The sequence below is a fragment of the Geminicoccus sp. genome (assembly GCF_035556675.1).
Taxonomy (GTDB): Bacteria; Pseudomonadota; Alphaproteobacteria; order Geminicoccales; family Geminicoccaceae; genus Geminicoccus.
This window is the reverse complement of sequence record NZ_DATMFZ010000311.1, coordinates 1-18,116: the sequence shown is the minus strand read 5'-3', so window position 1 is coordinate 18,116 and position 18,116 is coordinate 1. Positions and strand designations below refer to the sequence as shown.

Annotated in this window: 15 protein-coding genes; 8 read left to right on the top strand and 7 right to left on the bottom strand. The window is 69.5% G+C overall.

What is annotated here, in order from left to right; genetic code table 11:
- Positions 1 to 1,492: acetate--CoA ligase family protein (locus VNS22_RS21870; protein ID WP_325736250.1), on the top strand; the 1,492-nt coding region annotated here is incomplete at its 5' end.
- Between the two features lie 13 nt (positions 1,493 to 1,505).
- Entirely contained in the window at positions 1,506 to 2,288 is a 783-nt protein-coding gene (locus VNS22_RS21865; RefSeq protein ID WP_325736248.1) for an enoyl-CoA hydratase-related protein, read from the top strand.
- Between the two features lie 575 nt (positions 2,289 to 2,863).
- On the opposite strand, the gene VNS22_RS21860 is transcribed toward VNS22_RS21865, so the two are convergent.
- The 6 genes from VNS22_RS21860 to tpiA form a co-directional block, all read right to left on the bottom strand.
- Positions 2,864 to 3,724: a hypothetical protein gene (locus VNS22_RS21860; RefSeq protein ID WP_325736246.1), complete on the bottom strand. Its 861-nt coding sequence runs from the start codon at positions 3,722 to 3,724 to the stop codon at positions 2,864 to 2,866.
- Between the two features lie 493 nt (positions 3,725 to 4,217).
- Positions 4,218 to 5,504: a phosphopyruvate hydratase gene (gene eno, locus VNS22_RS21855; protein ID WP_325736244.1), complete on the bottom strand. Its 1,287-nt coding sequence runs from the start codon at positions 5,502 to 5,504 to the stop codon at positions 4,218 to 4,220.
- 23 nt (positions 5,505 to 5,527) lie between these two features.
- Positions 5,528 to 6,370, bottom strand: a complete 843-nt coding sequence (gene kdsA, locus VNS22_RS21850; RefSeq protein WP_325736243.1) for a 3-deoxy-8-phosphooctulonate synthase — start codon at positions 6,368 to 6,370, stop codon at positions 5,528 to 5,530.
- 38 nt (positions 6,371 to 6,408) lie between these two features.
- Entirely contained in the window at positions 6,409 to 8,037 is a 1,629-nt protein-coding gene (locus tag VNS22_RS21845; RefSeq protein ID WP_325736241.1) for a CTP synthase, read from the bottom strand.
- Between the two features lie 100 nt (positions 8,038 to 8,137).
- Complete coding sequence (gene secG, locus VNS22_RS21840; RefSeq protein WP_325736239.1) at positions 8,138 to 8,473, bottom strand: preprotein translocase subunit SecG; 336 nt, start codon at positions 8,471 to 8,473, stop codon at positions 8,138 to 8,140.
- 4 nt (positions 8,474 to 8,477) lie between these two features.
- Entirely contained in the window at positions 8,478 to 9,254 is a 777-nt protein-coding gene (gene tpiA, locus VNS22_RS21835) for a triose-phosphate isomerase (protein WP_325736237.1), read from the bottom strand.
- Positions 9,255 to 9,475: 221 nt separating this feature from the next.
- Here tpiA and VNS22_RS21830 point away from each other — a divergent pair, with 221 nt between their 5' ends.
- The 4 genes from VNS22_RS21830 (at position 9,476) to trpE (ending at position 14,980) form a co-directional block, all read left to right on the top strand.
- Positions 9,476 to 9,886, top strand: coding sequence for a MarR family winged helix-turn-helix transcriptional regulator (locus tag VNS22_RS21830; protein WP_325736235.1), 411 nt, complete (start codon positions 9,476 to 9,478; stop codon positions 9,884 to 9,886).
- A 110-nt stretch (positions 9,887 to 9,996) separates the two neighbouring features.
- The gene (locus VNS22_RS21825) at positions 9,997 to 11,304 is read left to right on the top strand and encodes an MFS transporter (RefSeq protein WP_325736233.1); all 1,308 of its coding nucleotides are present in this window, start codon (positions 9,997 to 9,999) and stop codon (positions 11,302 to 11,304) included.
- A gap of 147 nt (positions 11,305 to 11,451) precedes the next feature.
- Positions 11,452 to 13,353: a peptidylprolyl isomerase gene (locus VNS22_RS21820; RefSeq protein WP_325736231.1), complete on the top strand. Its 1,902-nt coding sequence runs from the start codon at positions 11,452 to 11,454 to the stop codon at positions 13,351 to 13,353.
- 121 nt (positions 13,354 to 13,474) lie between these two features.
- Positions 13,475 to 14,980, top strand: a complete 1,506-nt coding sequence (gene trpE / locus VNS22_RS21815) for an anthranilate synthase component I (RefSeq protein WP_325736230.1) — start codon at positions 13,475 to 13,477, stop codon at positions 14,978 to 14,980.
- Between the two features lie 49 nt (positions 14,981 to 15,029).
- On the opposite strand, the gene VNS22_RS21810 is transcribed toward trpE, so the two are convergent.
- Entirely contained in the window at positions 15,030 to 16,691 is a 1,662-nt protein-coding gene (locus VNS22_RS21810; RefSeq protein ID WP_325736229.1) for a divergent polysaccharide deacetylase family protein, read from the bottom strand.
- A 239-nt stretch (positions 16,692 to 16,930) separates the two neighbouring features.
- Here VNS22_RS21810 and VNS22_RS21805 point away from each other — a divergent pair, with 239 nt between their 5' ends.
- Complete coding sequence (locus VNS22_RS21805; protein ID WP_325736227.1) at positions 16,931 to 17,515, top strand: aminodeoxychorismate/anthranilate synthase component II; 585 nt, start codon at positions 16,931 to 16,933, stop codon at positions 17,513 to 17,515.
- The coding region (gene trpD / locus VNS22_RS21800; protein ID WP_325736225.1) for an anthranilate phosphoribosyltransferase at positions 17,512 to 18,116 on the top strand (605 nt) is incomplete at its 3' end. The genes VNS22_RS21805 and trpD, both read left to right, overlap by 4 nt.

The window sequence follows — 18,116 nt, the reverse complement described above, 5'->3', positions numbered from 1 at the left end:
CCAGGCGCAGCTCGGCGCTGCCCCGCTCCTGGCCCATCTCGCGCAGGACGAACGGATCACCGCGATCGGGCTGCATCTGGAGGGCCTGGACGATCCGTTTGCCTTCGCTGCCGCCGCAGCCGCGGCCCAGGCGGCGGCCAAGCCGATCGTGGTGCTCAAGACCGGCCGCTCGGCGGCAGGCGCCCGGGCGGCCGTGACCCACACCAGCACGCTCGCCGGCTCGGCGCGCGTCTATGACGCCTGTTTCGAGCGGCTGGGCATCGCCCAGGTGTCGAGCGTCGCAGCCCTGCTCGAGACGCTGAAGCTGCTCCACGTGCATGGCCAACGGCCCGGGCGGCGGATCTGCTCGGCATCCTGCAGCGGCGGCGAGGCCGGGCTGGTGGCAGATCAGGCTGAGCGGCTGGGCCTGGAGCTGCCGCCGCTGGTGCCGGCCCATGCGCAGGCAGTGGCCGACGCCCTGGACGGGCGGGTGCGCCCCGATAATCCTCTGGATTACCAGACGTTCATCTGGGGCCAGGACGACCGCCTCCAAACGGTGTTTTCCGCCTTGTTGGCGAATGAATTCGACACCGCGTTGTTGATCGTCGATTACCCCACCCAGGAGGGCTGTGATCCTTCCTCCTGGAACATTACCGTCGATGCGTGGTCCCGGGCGGCGAAAATGACCGGTCAGGCCGCTGCGGTGGTCGCGACCCTGCCGGAATGCCTGCCCGAAGACCGCCGAGCCCGGCTGCTGCAGGAGGGAATTGCCCCGCTCCAGGGGATCGCCGAGGCGCTGGAAGCGGTAGCGGCAGCGTCCATCTCCCCGCCATCCGGGCCGTCGCTTTGTGCCATGCCCGGCTTGGCGCCGGGCCAGCCGGTGCTGCTGGGCGAGGTCCAGGCGAAGGCGCTGCTGGCGCGCCATGGCCTGCCGATGCCGCCGGCGCGCCTGGTGACGCTCGTGGACTGCGCCGCGGCTGCGGACGAGCTGGGCTACCCGGTGGTCCTCAAGACCGCCAGCCCCACCGTCACGCACAAGTCCGAGCTGGGTGGGGTGGCGCTGGGCCTCCTCGATGCGGTCCAGGTCCAGGATGCGGCCCGGTCGATGGCGGCGCTCGGGCCGGACTTCCTGGTGGAGCGGATGATCACCGATGTGGTCGCCGAGGTGATCGTGGGCATCGTCCGCGAGCCGGGCTTCGGCCCGGTTCTGGTGCTGGGTGCGGGCGGCGTGCTGGCCGAGCTGCTGGACGACAGCCGCATCCTCCTGCTGCCGGTCGACCGGGCGATGGTGGAGGCGGCGCTGGACGGGCTGCGCATCGGCCGGCTGCTCGCAGGCTATCGGGGTGCTGCGCCAGGCGACCGGCCGGCACTGGTGGAAGCGATCCTGGCTCTGGCGGCGTTCGCCCAGGCCGAGGCCCACCGGCTGGTGGAGCTGGACGTGAACCCGATCCTGGTCCGGCCGGAAGGGCAGGGCGTGGTGGTGGCGGATGCCCTGGTGAGGATGGTGGGTTGAGGATGGTGGAGCCATGAGCGGACCGTTGGTCGTCACGGTCGAGGGACCGGTCCTGACGGTCGTGATCGACCGGCCGAAGGCGAATGCGATCGACGCTGCGACCAGCCGGCTGCTGGGCGAGACATTTGCCCGGTTCCGCGACGATCCGGTCCTGCGCGTGGCGATCCTGACCGGGGCAGGGGAGCGGTTCTTCTCGGCGGGCTGGGACCTGGCCGCGGCTGTGGCCGGCGAGGCCCCGGACAGCGACTACGGGGTAGGCGGCTTTGGCGGGATCGCCCGGCTGCCCGGCCTGAACAAGCCGGTCATCGGCGCGGTCAACGGCATGGCGGTGGGCGGCGGCTTCGAGCTGGCGCTGTGCTGCGATCTGGTGGTGGCGGCAGGGCATGCCCGGTTCTGGCTGCCGGAAACCCGGGTGGGCGTCATCCCGGATGCCGCGACCCTGCGCCTGCCACGGCGCCTGCCGCGGGCCCGCGCGATCGAACTGCTGCTGACCGGGCGGCAGCTGACCGCTGCCGAGGCGGTGTCCTGGGGGCTGGTGAACCGGGTGGTGGAGCCGGCCGATCTGCTGGCGGAGGCGATGGGCATCGCGCGCGGCATCATCGAAGGCGCACCGCTGGCGGTGGCGGCGGTACTGGAGGTCGCCCGTGCCACTGAAGGGCTGAAGCTGGCCGATGCCTATGCGCTGCTGGAGGACGGGGACCTCTCGGCCTACCGGGCGATGCTCGGCTCGGAGGATGCGATCGAGGGCCCGACCGCCTTTGCGGAGAAGCGCCTGCCGATCTGGCGGGGGCGCTAGATGTGCGGTCCCGGGATGTGATGTGACGGGCCTGCGCCTGAACCGTTCGGGTTCATTGGCCCAGGCCTGGCAATGAACTCGTAAAGCGGTGGTCGGTCGGCACCGTGTGGATGCGGTAGGGCACGGCCAGGAACATGAAGAGCTTGCCCTGGGCCAGGCGCAACTCGCAGACGTCGATATGGCCCCCCGGGTCCCCGCTTGCCGGCCCGAGGGCAGGCTCTGCCGATCCTGGCCTGGGCAAAGCGCTTGCGCCGGGAGGCCTTCGCCTCGCCTCGGGGCAAGCGGGCGATGCCGTAGCGCACCAGGCAACGGTGGTCCGATGGCGCCACCTGGCGACGGCCTTGGGGTTCAGCCCGTAGCGCGCGGCGAGGCTGCGGGTCGGCTCTGGCGACGCTTGGAGTCCGGCTCGAACTCGCGGCGGCATTCTGGCTGAACCATGAAGATCTGGTGCCATGGCGCGTCCTCCCGTTCACGAGAAAATGCACCATGACATCCCGAGACCAAACAGCTGGGGCGGAAACGACGAAGACCCCTGCCGGGAGCAGGGACCTGTCGCGTTCTCGGCTAACTGGGTCTTACGCCTTGCAGCCGCTGAACTTGGCGGTGCCGCTGGACTTGGCGAACTCCTTGGTGACCTGCCACCAGGGCGCGCTGCTCTTCCAGGTGTCCCAGCCGCGCTTGCCCTTCTGGGGGGTTATCGAGCCCCAGATCACCACGCCATCGGCCAAGTCGTGCACGGTCTTGAGCTGGGTCTTCCAGAAGCTGGCGGACATGTACTTCTGGCCATCGGTCTTGTTCCAGTCATGGATCTGCGGCCAGATGAACGGGATCACCGGCTTGCCGTACTGGCGTGCCTCGGCGATGTTGCCCTTGGCGTACTTGAGCCAGTCGCTCTGGCTGTCGAACATGGTGTAGAGCGACGGGAAGATCACGTCGACTTCCTTGGCCAGGCGGGCGAGCTTGTCGTTGCTCGACTTCCAGGCCTTGAGCTTGCTGGAGCGGTTCTGCACCGGAGCGTACCAGTCCCGCTTCGGGATCATCAGGTAGTAGCCGAACTTGGACTTGCCGCCCTTCTTGCGCACGCCATCCCGGATGGTCTTCATCGCCAGGATGAGCTTGTCCATCTCCTTGATCTCGTCCCAGACCTCGATGTCGATGACGACATAGTCCCACTTCTTCTTCAGGATCTGCGGGACGATGACGTTCTTGAGCTGGGAGATGTTGGGCTGCTTCTTCGACTTGCCGCCGAACAGCTCACCTTCATAGAAGATCTTGATCGTGCTCAGACCACAGCCCGACAGGCTCGGCTTCTTGTTGTAGCGGAAGCCGTCGAAAACCGGCTTGTCCTTGGCCTCGGCGGGCGCGGGCGCAATGGCTACCAGTGAGCCGAGCGCGATTCCAGCGGCCGCCAGAAAGGCAGCGATACGGCTTCGCATGATGTCCCCCCCAGGACAAATGCAGGTGTTACGCTCGGTGCTGCTCCGGCCGCCGCTTCGTGCCGGCACCCACCACGGTTGGCTTTAGCCTGTTGCCGGGCGGGAATGGATGAGCACCTGATGTGTTAGATGATCTGACACGCGGTTCCCGAGCGGTAAACCAATTCCAGGTGACCTCGGACCTATGTGACACGGTATTAATCCCGGAGTTGCAGTAGACGCTACTCCTGTTCCATTCATTACACGGCGTTCAGGAAAAGCATCTCAAAATCTTCTGACACCATCTCTGAAGACATTCCACAACAACGCGGATTTACGGGACGCCGCGCCGACCCGCCACAACAACAACTTTCAAGATTTCCTGCAATATATTCCAACCGCATGGCGAAAATCCCAGGCTTGCGCGGAAGCATCCGATGCAGGACACGAAAAAGGCCCGGAAGCGCCATGCGCCGCCGGGCCTTGCACTAAGAAACCTGTGGAACGGGCAGGTTCAGCCGCGCGCGAGCGCCCGCCTACCTGGATATACGGCCTGCTCGCCCAGCTGCTCCTCAATTCTCAGTAACTGATTGTACTTCGCCAGCCGGTCGGAACGAGACAGGGATCCGGTCTTGATCTGACCGCAATTGGTCGCCACCGCGAGATCCGCGATCGTGGCATCCTCGGTCTCGCCCGAGCGGTGCGACATCACCGAGCGATAGGCGGCGATCTTGGCGGTCTCCACCGCGTCCAGCGTCTCGGACAGCGTGCCGATCTGGTTCACCTTGATCAGGATCGCATTGGCGATGCCCTGGTCGATGCCTTCCTTCAGGATCTTCGGGTTGGTCACGAACAGGTCGTCGCCCACCAGCTGCACCCGGTCGCCCAGGCGCTCGGTCAGGAGCTTCCAGCCCGCCCAGTCGCCCTCGCCCATGCCGTCCTCGATCGAATGGATCGGGAACCTGTCACAAAGCCCGGCCAGGAAGTCGACCATCCCGGCGCTGTCGACCTTCTTGCCCTCGCCGGCCATGTCGTAGGCGCCGTCCTTGAAGAACTCGGAGGCGGCACAGTCCAGGGCGAACACGATGTCGTCGCCGGTCTTGTAGCCGGCCGCGGCCACCGCCTTGTCCAGGAAGGCCAGCGCCGCCTCGGCACTCTCCAGGTTCGGCGCGAAGCCGCCCTCGTCGCCGACATTGGTGTTGTGCCCGGCGTCCTTGAGCGCCTTCTTCAGGGCGTGGAACACTTCGGTGCCCATGCGCAACGCCTCCGAGAAGGAGGGCGCGCCCACCGGCATGATCATGAATTCCTGGATGTCGATCGGGTTGTCGGCATGGGCGCCGCCATTGATGACGTTCATCATCGGCACCGGCAGCACCCTGGCCGAGGTCCCGCCGACATAGCGGTAGAGCGGCAGGCCGAGCTGTGCCGCCGCGGCCTTGGCGGTGGCGAGGCTCACGCCCAGCAGAGCATTGGCACCCAGCCGGCTCTTCGATTCCGTCCCGTCCAGCTCGATCAGCGCCCGGTCGATCGCCTCCTGGTCCGTGGCGTCCATGCCGAGGATCGCATCGGCGATCTCGCCATTGACCGCATCGACCGCCTTGCCGACGCCCTTGCCCAGCCAGCGGCTCTTGTCGCCGTCGCGCAGCTCGATCGCCTCGCGCGAGCCGGTGGAAGCACCCGACGGCACGGCGGCACGTCCGAGCGCCCCTTCGGCCAGGGTCACTTCCACTTCCACGGTGGGGTTGCCGCGACTGTCCAGGATCTGGCGGGCATGCAGGCCCACGATGTCGGTATCGAACATGACCGGCGGTTCCTCTGATTATGTCAGGCGAGCTTTGGAAGCGGATGGGCCTTGGCCAGGCGGTCGAAGGTGACGAGGTCGGTCAGGACCTCCTCCATCCGGTCGAGCGGCACCTGGTTCGGTCCATCCGAGATGGCCTGATCCGGGCGATCATGACTCTCCATGAACACCGAGGCCACGCCCAGCGCCACCGCCGCACGCGCCAGCAGCGGCACGAACCGGCGCTCGCCACCCGAGGCACCGCCCTGCCCGCCGGGCTGCTGCACCGAATGGGTGGCGTCGAACACGACCGGCCAGCCGGTCTCCTCCAGGTAGCTGAGGCCGCGAAAGTCGGTGACCAGCGTGTTGTAGCCGAACGAAGTGCCGCGGTCGGTGAGCAGCACGCCCTTCGCCCCGGCTTCCTCCAGCTTCTTCGCGACGTTCCTCATGTCCCAGGGTGCCAGAAACTGGCCCTTCTTGACGTTGACCACGGCACCCGTTTCCGCCGCGGCGACCAAAAGGTCGGTCTGGCGCGAGAGGAAGGCCGGGATCTGCAGGATGTCGACCACCTCGGCCGCCGGCTGGCACTGCTGGCGCTCGTGGATGTCGGTGAGCACCGGACAGCCGTGCCGCGCCTTCACCTCGGCCAGGATGTCCAGGCCCTTGGCCATGCCGACACCCCGGGCCGCCCCGCCGCTGGTCCGGTTCGCCTTGTCGAAGCTCGACTTGAAGACGAACGGCACGTCCAGCCGCGTGGTGAGCTGCACCAATGCGTCGGCCATGAACAGGGCATGGTCGCGGCTCTCGATGGCACAGGGCCCGGCGATCAGGACGAATGGCCTGGACCGGCCAAAGGTCACCCTGCCGGCCGTCACCTCATGCTGCATGACACGACCCTTTCGCTGCTTGCACGTGCCGACCCGGCTCAGACCAGCCGGGACTGGCGCACCGCCGCCTCGATGAACGAGGCGAACAAGGGATGCGGCGCGAACGGGCGCGACTTGAACTCGGGGTGGAACTGCACGCCGACGAACCAGGGATGGTCCGGGATCTCGACGATTTCGGGCAGGATCCCGTCCGGGGACAGGCCGGTGAAGATCAGCCCGGCCGCCTCCAGCCGGTCCCGATATTCGACATTGACCTCGTAGCGGTGGCGGTGGCGCTCGGAGATCACCGGGGCGTCATAGATCCGCCGTGCCAGGCTGCCTTCCCGCAGATGCGCGGGATAGCCGCCCAGCCGCATGGTGCCGCCCAGGGCACCGCCCTGCACCCGCCGCTCCCGTCGGCCGTCCCGCTCCCACTCGGTGAGCAGGCCGACGATCGGGTCGGCGCAGGGGCCGAACTCGGTGGACGACGCGCCGTTGATGCCGGCCACGTGGCGCGCCACCTCGATGCAGGCCAGCTGCATGCCGAAGCAGATGCCCAGGAACGGCAGCTTCTCGGTGCGCGCATAGCTGATCGCCGCGATCTTGCCGTCCACGCCGCGCTCGCCGAACCCGCCCGGCACCAGCACCGCGGAACAGCCGTCCAGCGCATGATGACCATGCGGCCCGCCGACCTGTTCCGCCTCGATCCAGCGCAGATGCACCTTCACCCGGTTGGCGATCCCGCCATGGATCAGCGCCTCGCCCAGCGACTTGTAGGCATCGGCCATGCCGGCATATTTGCCGACGATGCCGATGGTCACCTCGCCTTCCGGACGCTCGAGCGCATGGGTGATCGCGCGCCAGGTGTCGACGTCCGGCTCGTGCTCGTGCGGCAGGCCCAGCGCCTTGAGGACCTGAACGTCCAAGCCCTCCTGGTGGTAGAGGATCGGCACCTCGTAGATCGAGCGCGCGTCCAGGGCGGCGATCACCGCTTCCGGCCGGACCGAGCACTGCATCGCGATCTTGCGCCGCGCGTCGTGCGAGATCGGGTGCTCGGAGCGGCAGACCAGCACGTCCGGCTGGATGCCGAGGGCCCGCAATTCCCGCACCGAATGCTGGGTGGGCTTGGTCTTCAGCTCCTTGGCCGAGGCCAGGAACGGCACGAGCGTCACGTGGACGAAGCAGGTCCGCTCCGAGCCCAGCTCCCAGCCGACCTGACGGATCGCCTCCAGGAAGGGCAGGCCCTCGATGTCACCGATCGTGCCGCCGATCTCGCAGAGCACGATGTCGGCGTCACCGGTATCGCCCTGGATCGCTTCCTTGATCGTGTCGGTGACGTGCGGGATCACCTGCACGGTGCCGCCCAGATAGTCGCCGCGCCGCTCGCGCTCCAGCACGCGGGAATAGATCCGGCCGGAGGACGTGCTGTCGCTGCCGCGCGCATAGACGCCGGTGAAGCGCTCGTAATGGCCGAGGTCCAGGTCGGTCTCGGCCCCGTCCTCGGTGACGAACACCTCGCCGTGCTGGTACGGGCTCATCGTGCCCGGATCGACGTTGAGGTAGGGGTCGAACTTGCGGAGACGGACGCGGTAGCCCCTGAGCTGCAGGAGCGCTCCGAGTGCGGCGGCTGCCAGGCCCTTGCCGAGCGAGGAGACCACGCCGCCGGTGATGAAGACGTAGCGCGTCATCGGCCTCTAGTTTCCACGTGCGATCGGCCGCTGGCAAGCCACCAGCGGCAGGTTTTCGGATCGGGCGCCGGCGGGCGCCGCCAGCGACGCCCGCGACACCTCACTGGGCGAGCGGAGCGGCCGGGCCGGTAGGCGCGGCCGGCTGCGGCTCTTCGACCGGTGCCGTCTCCTCCTGGGGCAGGCTGTCGAAGATCGAGCGTGTCGAAGTGCCCGTTCCGGACAGGATCGCCAGCGCCAGACTGGTCAGGACGAAGCATCCGGCCAGGATCGCGGTCGTGCGGGTGAGCAGGTTGGCGGTGCCGCGCGCGGTCATGAAGCCGCCGCCGCCACCGCCGCCACCCAGGCCGAGGCCGCCCCCCTCGCTGCGCTGGATGAGCACCAGCCCGACCAGGGCGATCGCGATCAGGAGATGGATGACCAGAACGACGGTCTGCATGCTGTCAGCTCCCGGGCCGGGCCAAGCGCCCGCCGCCCGCGGTGAAGATCTTGAGGAACTCGGCCGGATCCAGGCTGGCACCGCCGACCAGCGCGCCATCCACGTCCGGCACGGCGAGGATCGCGGCCGCGTTCGATCCCTTGACCGACCCGCCATACTGGATCGGCACGTCAAGGCCGGCCTCGCCCAGCTGCCCGACCAGCCTGCCGCGCAGATGGGCATGGACCCGCGCGATCTCCTCGGTCGTGGGCGTGCGGCCGGTGCCGATCGCCCAGACCGGCTCGTAGGCGATCACCAGCCGCGCCGCATCGATGCCGTCAGGGATCGACCCCTGGAGCTGGCGGTCCAGCACGGCCAGGGTCTGGCCATCGAGATATTCCGCCTCGGTCTCGCCGATGCAGATGACCAGCGTCCCCAGCCCCGCGGCCAGCGCGGCCTCCGCCTTGGCGCGCACCAGCGCGTCGGTCTCGCCCAGACCGTGGCGGCGCTCCGAATGGCCGAGCAGCACCGCCGTGGCACCGGTATCGGCGATCATGGCGGCACTCACCGAACCGGTGAACGCCCCCTTGGCCGCCTCGTGGCAGTCCTGCGCACCGACGATGATGCCGCTGCCGTCGAGCTGTGCCGCCACCTGCGCCAACTGGGTGAAGGGCGGGAACACGGCGAGCGTGCCGGCCTCCGGCCGCCCGGCTTCCGCCAGGGCCGCAGCCAGCGCCCGCGCGTCCTCGCCCAGGCCATTCATCTTCCAGTTGCCGAACACCAGCGGGCGCCGCGAGGGCATGACGAACTCCATCGGGCCTGAGCAAAGCGCCACAGCGGCAAGCAGCCGGGTGCAACCAGGCGGACATCACGACTTGTCGGTGACGGCGGCGCCGATAGCACAGGGCCGTCACGCCCGCCACCCCCGGACGTGCCGCCTGCAGGTGGTGCCGGCCATGGGCACTGCCAAGCCGGTGGCCACCGATTGACGGATGCCACTAAATACGGGTATCTACCCACATTATGACTGGTTCCAGTTCCAGATCCTGCTATTGCATCGCCCTGCGGGCGGCATCGCGCCGGCTCACTGCGCTCTATGACGCGGCACTGCAGCCGGCCGGCATCAACGTCGCCCAGTTCAGCCTGCTGCGGAACGTCGAGCGTGCCCAGCCCGTGTCACTGACCGAGCTCGGCCGGCGCATGGAGCTGGACCGCTCGACCGTGGGACGCAACGTGCGACTGCTGCAGCGCATGGGCCTGGTCCGCATGACGCCAGGCAGTGACCAGCGCGAGGCCTCGGTCGGTCTCGAACCAGCCGGGCGCGAGGTCCTGAGTCAGGCCATTCCCGTCTGGCAGGGAGTGCAGGACATGATCCAGGCGCAGTTGGGCGAGGAAGCCGCCGGGCAGCTCCGCGACCTGCTCGCTCGCCTCTGACCGGCCTGCGGCAGTGGCCGCTTTGCCGCATATTACGGGTATTTACCCGCATCAGGAGTGACACAGCATGTCGACCCCGGCCCGCCACTTCCTGCCCGAGGCTTCCTGAGATGCTCTCGGCCGCCCTCGCCCGCTACCTCGCCGCCCGCGACATCCATTATGGCTGGGTGGTCGCGGCCACGACCTTTCTCGCCATGCTGGCCACCGCCGGCGCGATGGGCGCACCGGGCGTCATGATCGTGCCGCTCCAGCAGGAGTTCGGCTGGCAGACCACCGACATATCTTCGGCCCTCGCGATCCGCCTCGTCCTGTTCGGCCTGATGGGGCCGTTCGCGGCCGCCTTCATGAACCATTACGGCATCCGCCAGGTGGTGACCGTCGCCCTGCTGCTCATCCTGGCGGGCCTGCTCGGCTCGTTGCTGATGACCGAGGTCTGGCAGCTCGTGCTGCTCTGGGGGGTGATCATCGGGATCGGCACCGGCATGACCGCGCTGGTCCTGGGCGCCACGGTCGCGACCCGCTGGTTCACCAGGCGGCGCGGCCTGGTGATCGGCATGATGACCGCTAGCAGCGCCACCGGTCAGCTCGTCTTCCTGCCGCTCCTGGCAGCACTCACCGATTCAGTCGGCTGGCGCCTGGCATTGTGCCTGGCAGTCGGCATGATCGTGCTGGCGATGCTGCTGGTCCTGCTCCTGATGCGCGACCGGCCGGCCGATCTCGGTCTGCCCGCCTATGGTGAGCTGCAGCCGGCCCCGCCCCCGATGGCGGACCACCGGCTGCGCGACCTCCTGGTCTCGCCCCTGGCCGCCCTGCGCGAGGCATCGCAGAGCCAGACCTTCTGGGTCCTGTTCGGCACGTTCTTCATCTGCGGGTTCAGCACCAATGGCCTGATCCAGACCCACTGGATCACGTTGTGCGGCGACTTCGGCGTGGCGCCGGTGGGTGCCGCCGGCATCCTCGCGGTGATCGGCCTGTTCGACCTGGCCGGCACGATCGCGTCCGGCTGGCTGTCCGACCGCTACGACAATCGCTGGCTGCTGTTCTGGTATTATGGCCTGCGCGGCCTCTCCCTCCTGGTCCTGCCGCTCACCGGCTTCTCCATGTACGGGCTGACCCTGTTCGCGGTGTTCTACGGCCTGGACTGGGTGGCGACGGTGCCGCCGACGGTGCGCCTGGCCGCCGACCGGTTCGGCAAGGAACGCGCCAACCTGGTGTTCGGCTGGATCTTCATGGGCCACCAGCTGGGTGCGGCGACCGCAGCCTATGGCGGTGGTGCCGCCCGCGACGGCTTCGCCAGCTACCTGCCGGCCCTCTATGCCGCCGGCGCGCTCTGCATCCTGGCAGCCTTGCTCGCCCTCACCATCGGCCGTGGCGACCGCCGGGCCGCCCCGGCCGGGGTCCGGCCGGCGCCTTCCTGACCGGCTCCGGGCGGGCCAATGCAAGGCCGCGTTGCCCGGACTACCCCGCATGTTTATGTTCCGCGCCGTTCCGTCTTGGCATCACTGCTCCGCCAGCGTTGCCTCGCCCCTGCCAAGCGGCCGACTGCCAGGAAGATCGCCGGTCACATGTTCGAGAAGCTCAAGAAGTCCCTCACCAAGGCGATCCTCGCCGTCTTTGTCGGTCTGCTGGTCCTGAGCTTCGCGATCTGGGGCATCGGCGACGTGTTCCGCGGCGGCACCGGCGGCAACACGCTGGTGACGGTCGACCAGTTCGAGGTGACCCTGCCAGAGGCGGAAAGCCGGCTCGAGCAGGAGCTGCGCGAGCTGCGCCAGCGTTCGGGCCGCTATATCGAGCGCGACCAGGCGATGGCGTTGGGGCTGGGCCAGCGCGTGCTGGCGGAGCTGATCACCGACCGGACGATCCAGGCCCATGCGCGGTCCCTGGGCCTGGAGGTCGATGACGCGACCCTGGCGCGGATCACCGCGGCCAACCCGGTCTTCCAGGTGGGCGGCCGCTTCAGCAAGCAGCGCTTCGACGAGCTGCTGCGCGCCAACGCCATGACCGAGCAGGGCTACCTCCAGCTGGTCCGCCTGGGCGAGCTGCGCCGGCTCCTGGTCGACAGCGTGACGGCCGCGGCCGCACCGACCACCACCGGGCTGGATCTCCTGCACCGCTATCGCGACGAGCAGCGCGAGGGCCGGGTGCTGGAGGTACGGGCCGACGCGGTCGAGGGGGTGGCGGAGCCCGACGAGGCGGCGCTGGCGGAGTTCCTGAAGGAGCACCAGGCCGAGTATCGGGCACCCGAGTACCGCACGCTCACCGTGGTGACCATGCGCCCGGAGGACCTGGCCCCGGAGATCGAGATCCCGGAGGACCGGCTGCGCGCCGCCTATGACGAGCGCGCCCAGGAGTTCACCGAGCCTGCCAGCCGCACCGTGCTGCAGATCGACGGGCCGGACGAGGCCACGCTCGGCGAGGTGCGCACCCGGATCCAGGCCGGCGAGCCGGCCGAGGCCGTGGCCAACGAGCTGGCCGAGCGTGGCGTGCAGGTCCAGGACCTGGGCAGCGTCGCCCGGGGCAGCTTTCCCGACCGGATCGTGGAGGACGTGATCTTCGCCGCCCCGGTGGGCGGCGTCAGCGAGATCACCCAGACCGGCTTCGGCAACACCGTGATGTTCGTGGTCGCCACGGAGGAGCCGGAGCGCCGGCAGCCCTTCGAAGAGGTCCGCGACCGGCTGCACGACGAGCTGGCCCTGGCCCAGGCCGCCGAGGACCTGCCGAGCCTGGAGAATGTCGTGCAGGACCGGATCGCCGGCGGTGCCAGCCTGGAGGAGGCGGCGCAGGCCGGCGGCTTCACGCCGCGCCGGATCGAGAAGACCGACCAGGTGGGCAATGATCCGTCGGGCGAGCCGATCGAGCCGGAGCTGCCGGAGGAGATCCTTCAGACCGCGTTCGCCACCAGCGAGGGCGTGATCTCACCCATGGAGACCCTGGCGGAGGGCGGAGCCTATCTGGTCCAGGTCGACGCGATCGAGCCGGAGCGCGACCGTCGCCTGGACGAGGTGCGGGACGAGGTGCAGGAGGCCTGGCTGGCGGATGCGCGGAAGAAGCGGGCCGAAGAGCTGGCCAAGGCGCTGCACGAGGAAGTCCTCGCCGGCAAGAGCCTGGAGGAGGCCGCCGCCGGCCAGCCGGCCGCCGCGGTCGTGGCGATCGGGCCGGTCAAGCGCTCGGACATGGGCGAGACCGGCGAGCTCGGCCCGCAGTCGGTCGAGCGGCTGTTCGCCAGCGCGGTCGGCCAGCCGCCCGAGGCGCCGCTGGAGCTGCCGAACGGCTATGGCTTCGTGGTCGTCGACCGGGTCATCCCGGCCGAGGGCGAGCCGGGTGATGCGCTGGAGGGTGAGATCACCAGCGAGATGGCGACCGATCTGGCCGACCAGTACGACCAGGCGCTGCGCCAGCGCTTCCCGCCCGTGGTCCACGAGCGGGCGCTCGCCACCTTCCTGCGCGCCGACGGGCAGCCGCAGTGAACCGCCTGCCTACCGTGGCAGGGTCCGCTGCCACCGCAGCGGCCCGCTTTTGGCGATGGTGACGCCCGACGGATCCCGTTCCACCGCCTGAGCCGTTCCCGCCCCGATCGAGTATCCCGCCTTGAAGACCCTGCCCGATTCCGCCGAGTTCGCGACGACCTACGACCAGGGTGCCCCCGCCGTGGTCTGGACGGTGATCCCCGCCGACCTGGAGACCACCGTCTCGGCCTGGATGAAGCTCGGCGAGGGCCGGCCCTACGGCATCCTGCTGGAAAGCGTGGAAGGCGGCGCGGTGCGCGGCCGCTACTCGGTGATCGCGGTCAAGCCCGACCTGATCTGGCGCTGCTATGGCGACCAGCCCGAGATCAACCGGAACTTCGCGCATGCGCCCCGGGACTTCCAGCCGCTGGACGAGCCGTCGCTCGCCTCCCTGCGCCGCCTGATCGGCGAGTGCCGCATCGACCTGCCCCAGGGCCTGCCGCCCATGTCGGCCGGCCTGTTCGGCCAGATGAGCTACGACATGGTTCGGCTGATGGAGCGGCTGCCGGAGAAGAACCAGGACCGGCTGGGCCTGCCCGACGCCGTGTTCCTGCGCCCGACCCTGATCTGCGTGTTCGACAACGTGTTCGACCGCATGACCCTGATCACCCCGGTCTGGCCGAAGCCCGGTGTCTCCGCGGCCGCCGCCTATGAGGCCGCGTGCGACCGGCTGGGCGAGGCGCTGGCCGACCTGGAGCGGCCGGTGGCCCATGAGCGGCGCGCCGCGCCCGCGGCCGAGATCGTGCCGGTGCCCAACATGAGCCGGGCCGACTACCATGCGATGGTGGCGGCGGCGAAGGAATATGTCGCGGCCGGCGACATCTTCCAGGTGGTGCCCTCGCAGCGCTTCACGGCCGAGTTCAGCCTGCCGCCCTTCGACCTCTACCGCTCGCTGCGCCGCCTCAATCCCTCGCCCTTCCTGTTCTACCTGGACCTGGACGGCTACCAGCTGGTCGGCTCCTCGCCGGAGATCCTGGTGCGGTTGCGGGACGGCACCGTCACGATCCGGCCGATCGCCGGCACGCGGCGGCGTGGCGTCGACCGCGCGGAGGACGCGGCCCTCTCCGCCGACCTGCTCAGCGACCCCAAGGAACTTGCCGAGCACCTGATGCTGCTGGATCTCGGCCGCAACGACGTGGGCCGGGTGGCGCAGATCGGCACGGTGCGGGTCACCGAGAAGATGGTCGTGGAGTACTACTCCCACGTCATGCACATCGTGAGCAATGTCGAGGGCAAGATCCGGCCGGACCGGGACGCGCTCGACGCGCTGATCGGCGGCTTTCCCGCCGGCACCGTCTCCGGCGCGCCCAAGGTGCGCGCCATGGAGATCATCGAGGAACTGGAGCCGGAGCGGCGCGGCTTCTATGGCGGCACGGTCGGCTATTTCGGTGCCGACGGCAACATGGACAGCTGCATTGCGCTACGCACCTCGCTGCTCAAGGACGGGCGCATGTACGTGCAGGCCGGCGGCGGCGTGGTCGCCGACAGCGACCCCGAGGCCGAGTACCAGGAAAGCCGCAACAAGGCGCAGGCGCTGATCCGCGCCGCCCAGGACGCCGTGGCGCTGGCCAACGACCGGACCAACTGAGTACGGAACTTCCGGGCGGCCGGACGCGGTTTGCGTCCGGCCCGCCGCCTCAGTTCGCCAGCGCCTTGGCCGCCAGCCGCTCGTCGCTGTCAGGTGCCGCGCAGTCGAACGCGGTGGCCGCGTCATTGCGGCAGGTATCGACCGGCACGAGCTTGCTCAGCGGCACCAGCCGGACCCCGCGCGCCTCGGCCTCCGGCAGCCAGGTCATCAGCGCGTCCACCGTCTCGCGGTGCGGGTGGCCGATCGCCACCGCATAGCCGTGGGCCCGCGCCCGGCGCTCCAGCAGCTGGAGCTGGCGGGTGACCGCGGCGATAGTCGGCTCGTTGTCCAGGAACACGTCGCGGCCGATCGCCGGCACGCCTGTGCCGAGCGCCACTGCCTGGGCCTTGCTGTGCCCCACGGTGCGGCTGTCCAGGAAGAACATGTCATGATCGGCCAGCGCCGCCATCACCGGCTGCATGGTCTTGGGCGCCGCCGTGGCGCGGCTGCCCATGTGGTTGTTCATGCCGACGGCGCCCGGCACGGCGGCGACCGCCTTGTCCACCGCGGCGCGGATCTCGGCATCGCTCATGCTGACCCGGATGGCGCCCGGCCCCGGATTGGCGCTGCCGGTGGCTTCCATCGGCATGTGCAGCAGCACGTCCAGCCCGGCATGGGCGGCATCGCGCACCGAGGGCACCACTTCCGGCCCGCTCGGCAGGAAGGACAAGGTCAGTGCCTGGCCGGATTCGATCAGGCGGCGCACGACCTTGCGGTTGTAGCCGAGATCGTCGATCACGATCGCGATCGTGGGTCCGCGCAGCCGCTCCGGCATCAGCTGGCGGCGCTTGGACTCGGTCGCCGGCAACGGTTCCGGATCGGCCACGGGCGCCACCGGCTGCGCGTCCGGCTCCTCGAACGCCGGTGCGGGCTGGGCAGCCTGCTCCGTGGCGGCGTCCGGCTGGATCTCGGGCTCGACCGGCTCACGGACCAGCGGCGACGGGACCGGGGGCGCCGGAATGAGCGGCTCGGGCCCCGCCGCCGGTGCAAGGGCCGCCAGCAACGGGCCGGCCTGCGCCGGTACGGCGTCGGCCGGCGCAGGCTCGGGCCGGACGATCTCGACCGGGGCGGCTTCAGCCGGCGCAGTCCCAGCCTGGACGGCCTCGGCGGCGATTTCGGCCGGCGGGGCGGCCGGAGCGGTCGCGACCACCACTGGCTCGGCCGGCTCTGGTGCTGCCGGAACGGCGGCTGCAACCGGTGGCGGGGCAGCCGGCGGTGCCGCGGCCAGCCTGGGCGCATCCGTCGCCAGCAATGGCGGCACCGGCGCTGCCGGCGGTTCTGCCGCCGGCGGCGTGGCGGTGGCCATGACGGCCGTGCCGGGTGCCGCGACCGGCGCCGGCCTGGCTGCCAGGAATTCGGCCGGGTCGGGAACTTCGCGCAGGGTCGGCGCCTGTTCCACTAGGCTGCCGGCAGGCCGGGTCGGGACCGCGTCCGGCATCGGGCCGGCCTCGCGCATCAGTGCGGCCTGCTGCATCGGGATGGTCTGCTGCACCAGGACTGGCGGGCGCTCGGAGTGGACGGCGCGCTGCCAGTCCGACTTCCAGCGGGCGTCGTCCCACGCGGTCAGCACGACGAAGCCCACCGCGGTGGCGGCGATCGTGGCGCCCCATGCGATGGCGGGCAGGCTGCGCTTCAGCCAGTTTCTGGTCTTGGATAGGCTCGGCAGCTTCATCTGGTCCGGCAAATTGCGCTGTCACTGTTGACCACGACGGCGCGGCCGCACCGGCTGGCATTTGACTGGCCATTATGGCCATGCCTGGAAAAGATGAAAGTCCGGTTTGGACGCACTCCGCTCCCCAATCCATCCGTGAGCCGCGCCTTGGGCCACCGTTTCCCGCCAGGATCTCGACGTGGCCCCTGCCTGGGGCTAAGGCTCGGGCCCTGATGGCCCCTGCTCGGAATCCAGGCAAGATGTTGCTGCTGGTCGACAATTACGACAGCTTCACGTACAATCTCTATCATTATCTGGGCGAGCTGGGTGCCACCACCGAGGTCTGGCGCAACGATGCGCTCAGCGTCGATCAGGTGCTGGACATGGGGCCGGAGGCGATCGTGCTTTCGCCCGGCCCCTGCACACCGAACGAGGCCGGCATCTGCCTGGAGCTCATCGACCGCGCCAAGGGGCGCATCCCGATCCTGGGCGTGTGCCTGGGGCATCAGGCGATCGCGCAGGCCTTCGGCGCCACCGTCGCCCGGGCGCCCCGGCTGATGCACGGCAAGACCGACCGGATCGCCCATGACGGCACCGGCGTGTTCAAGGGCCTGCCCGACCCGTTCACCGCGACCCGCTACCACTCGCTGTGCGCCCTGCCTGAGACCGTGCCGGACTGCCTGGTGGCCAATGCCAGCTCAGGAGACGGCGTGATCATGGGCCTGCGCCACCGGGAGTTCCTGATCCACGGCGTCCAGTTCCACCCCGAAAGCATCGAGACGACCGAAGGCAAGCACCTCCTGCGGAACTTCCTGGAGCTTGCCGGGGTGGGAGGCCAGGCATGAGCACGACCCCTGCAGGCAACGGCATGAAGTCGATCCTGATGAAGCTCGCGGAACGGGGGCCCCTGTCGGGTGCCGAGGCGCGCGAGGCCTTCTCGGTGATCATGGACGGCAGCGCCACCCCGGCCCAGATCGGCGCCTTCCTGATGGCGCTCAGGGTACGCGGCGAGACGGTCGACGAGATCGTGGCCGCCGCGTCCGCCATGCGCGACCGGATGATCCGGATCCAGGCACCCGCCGATGCGGTCGACACCTGCGGCACCGGGGGCGACCATTCCGGGACGCACAACATCTCGACCGGCGTGGCGCTGGTGGCGGCCGGTGCCGGCCTGCCGGTGGCCAAGCACGGCAACCGGGCGGCGACCTCCCGGTCCGGCTCGTCCGACGTGCTGTCCGAACTGGGTGTGAAGCTGGACTGCGGTCCGGCGCTGGTCGAGCAGGCGATCCGCGAGGCCGGGGTCGGTTTCATGATGGCGCCCAACCACCATCCGGCCATGCGCCATGTCGGTCCGGTCCGCGCCGAGCTGGGCGTGCGCAACATCTTCAACTTCCTGGGCCCGCTGGCCAACCCGGCCGGGGTGAAGCGCCAGGTGGTGGGCGTGGC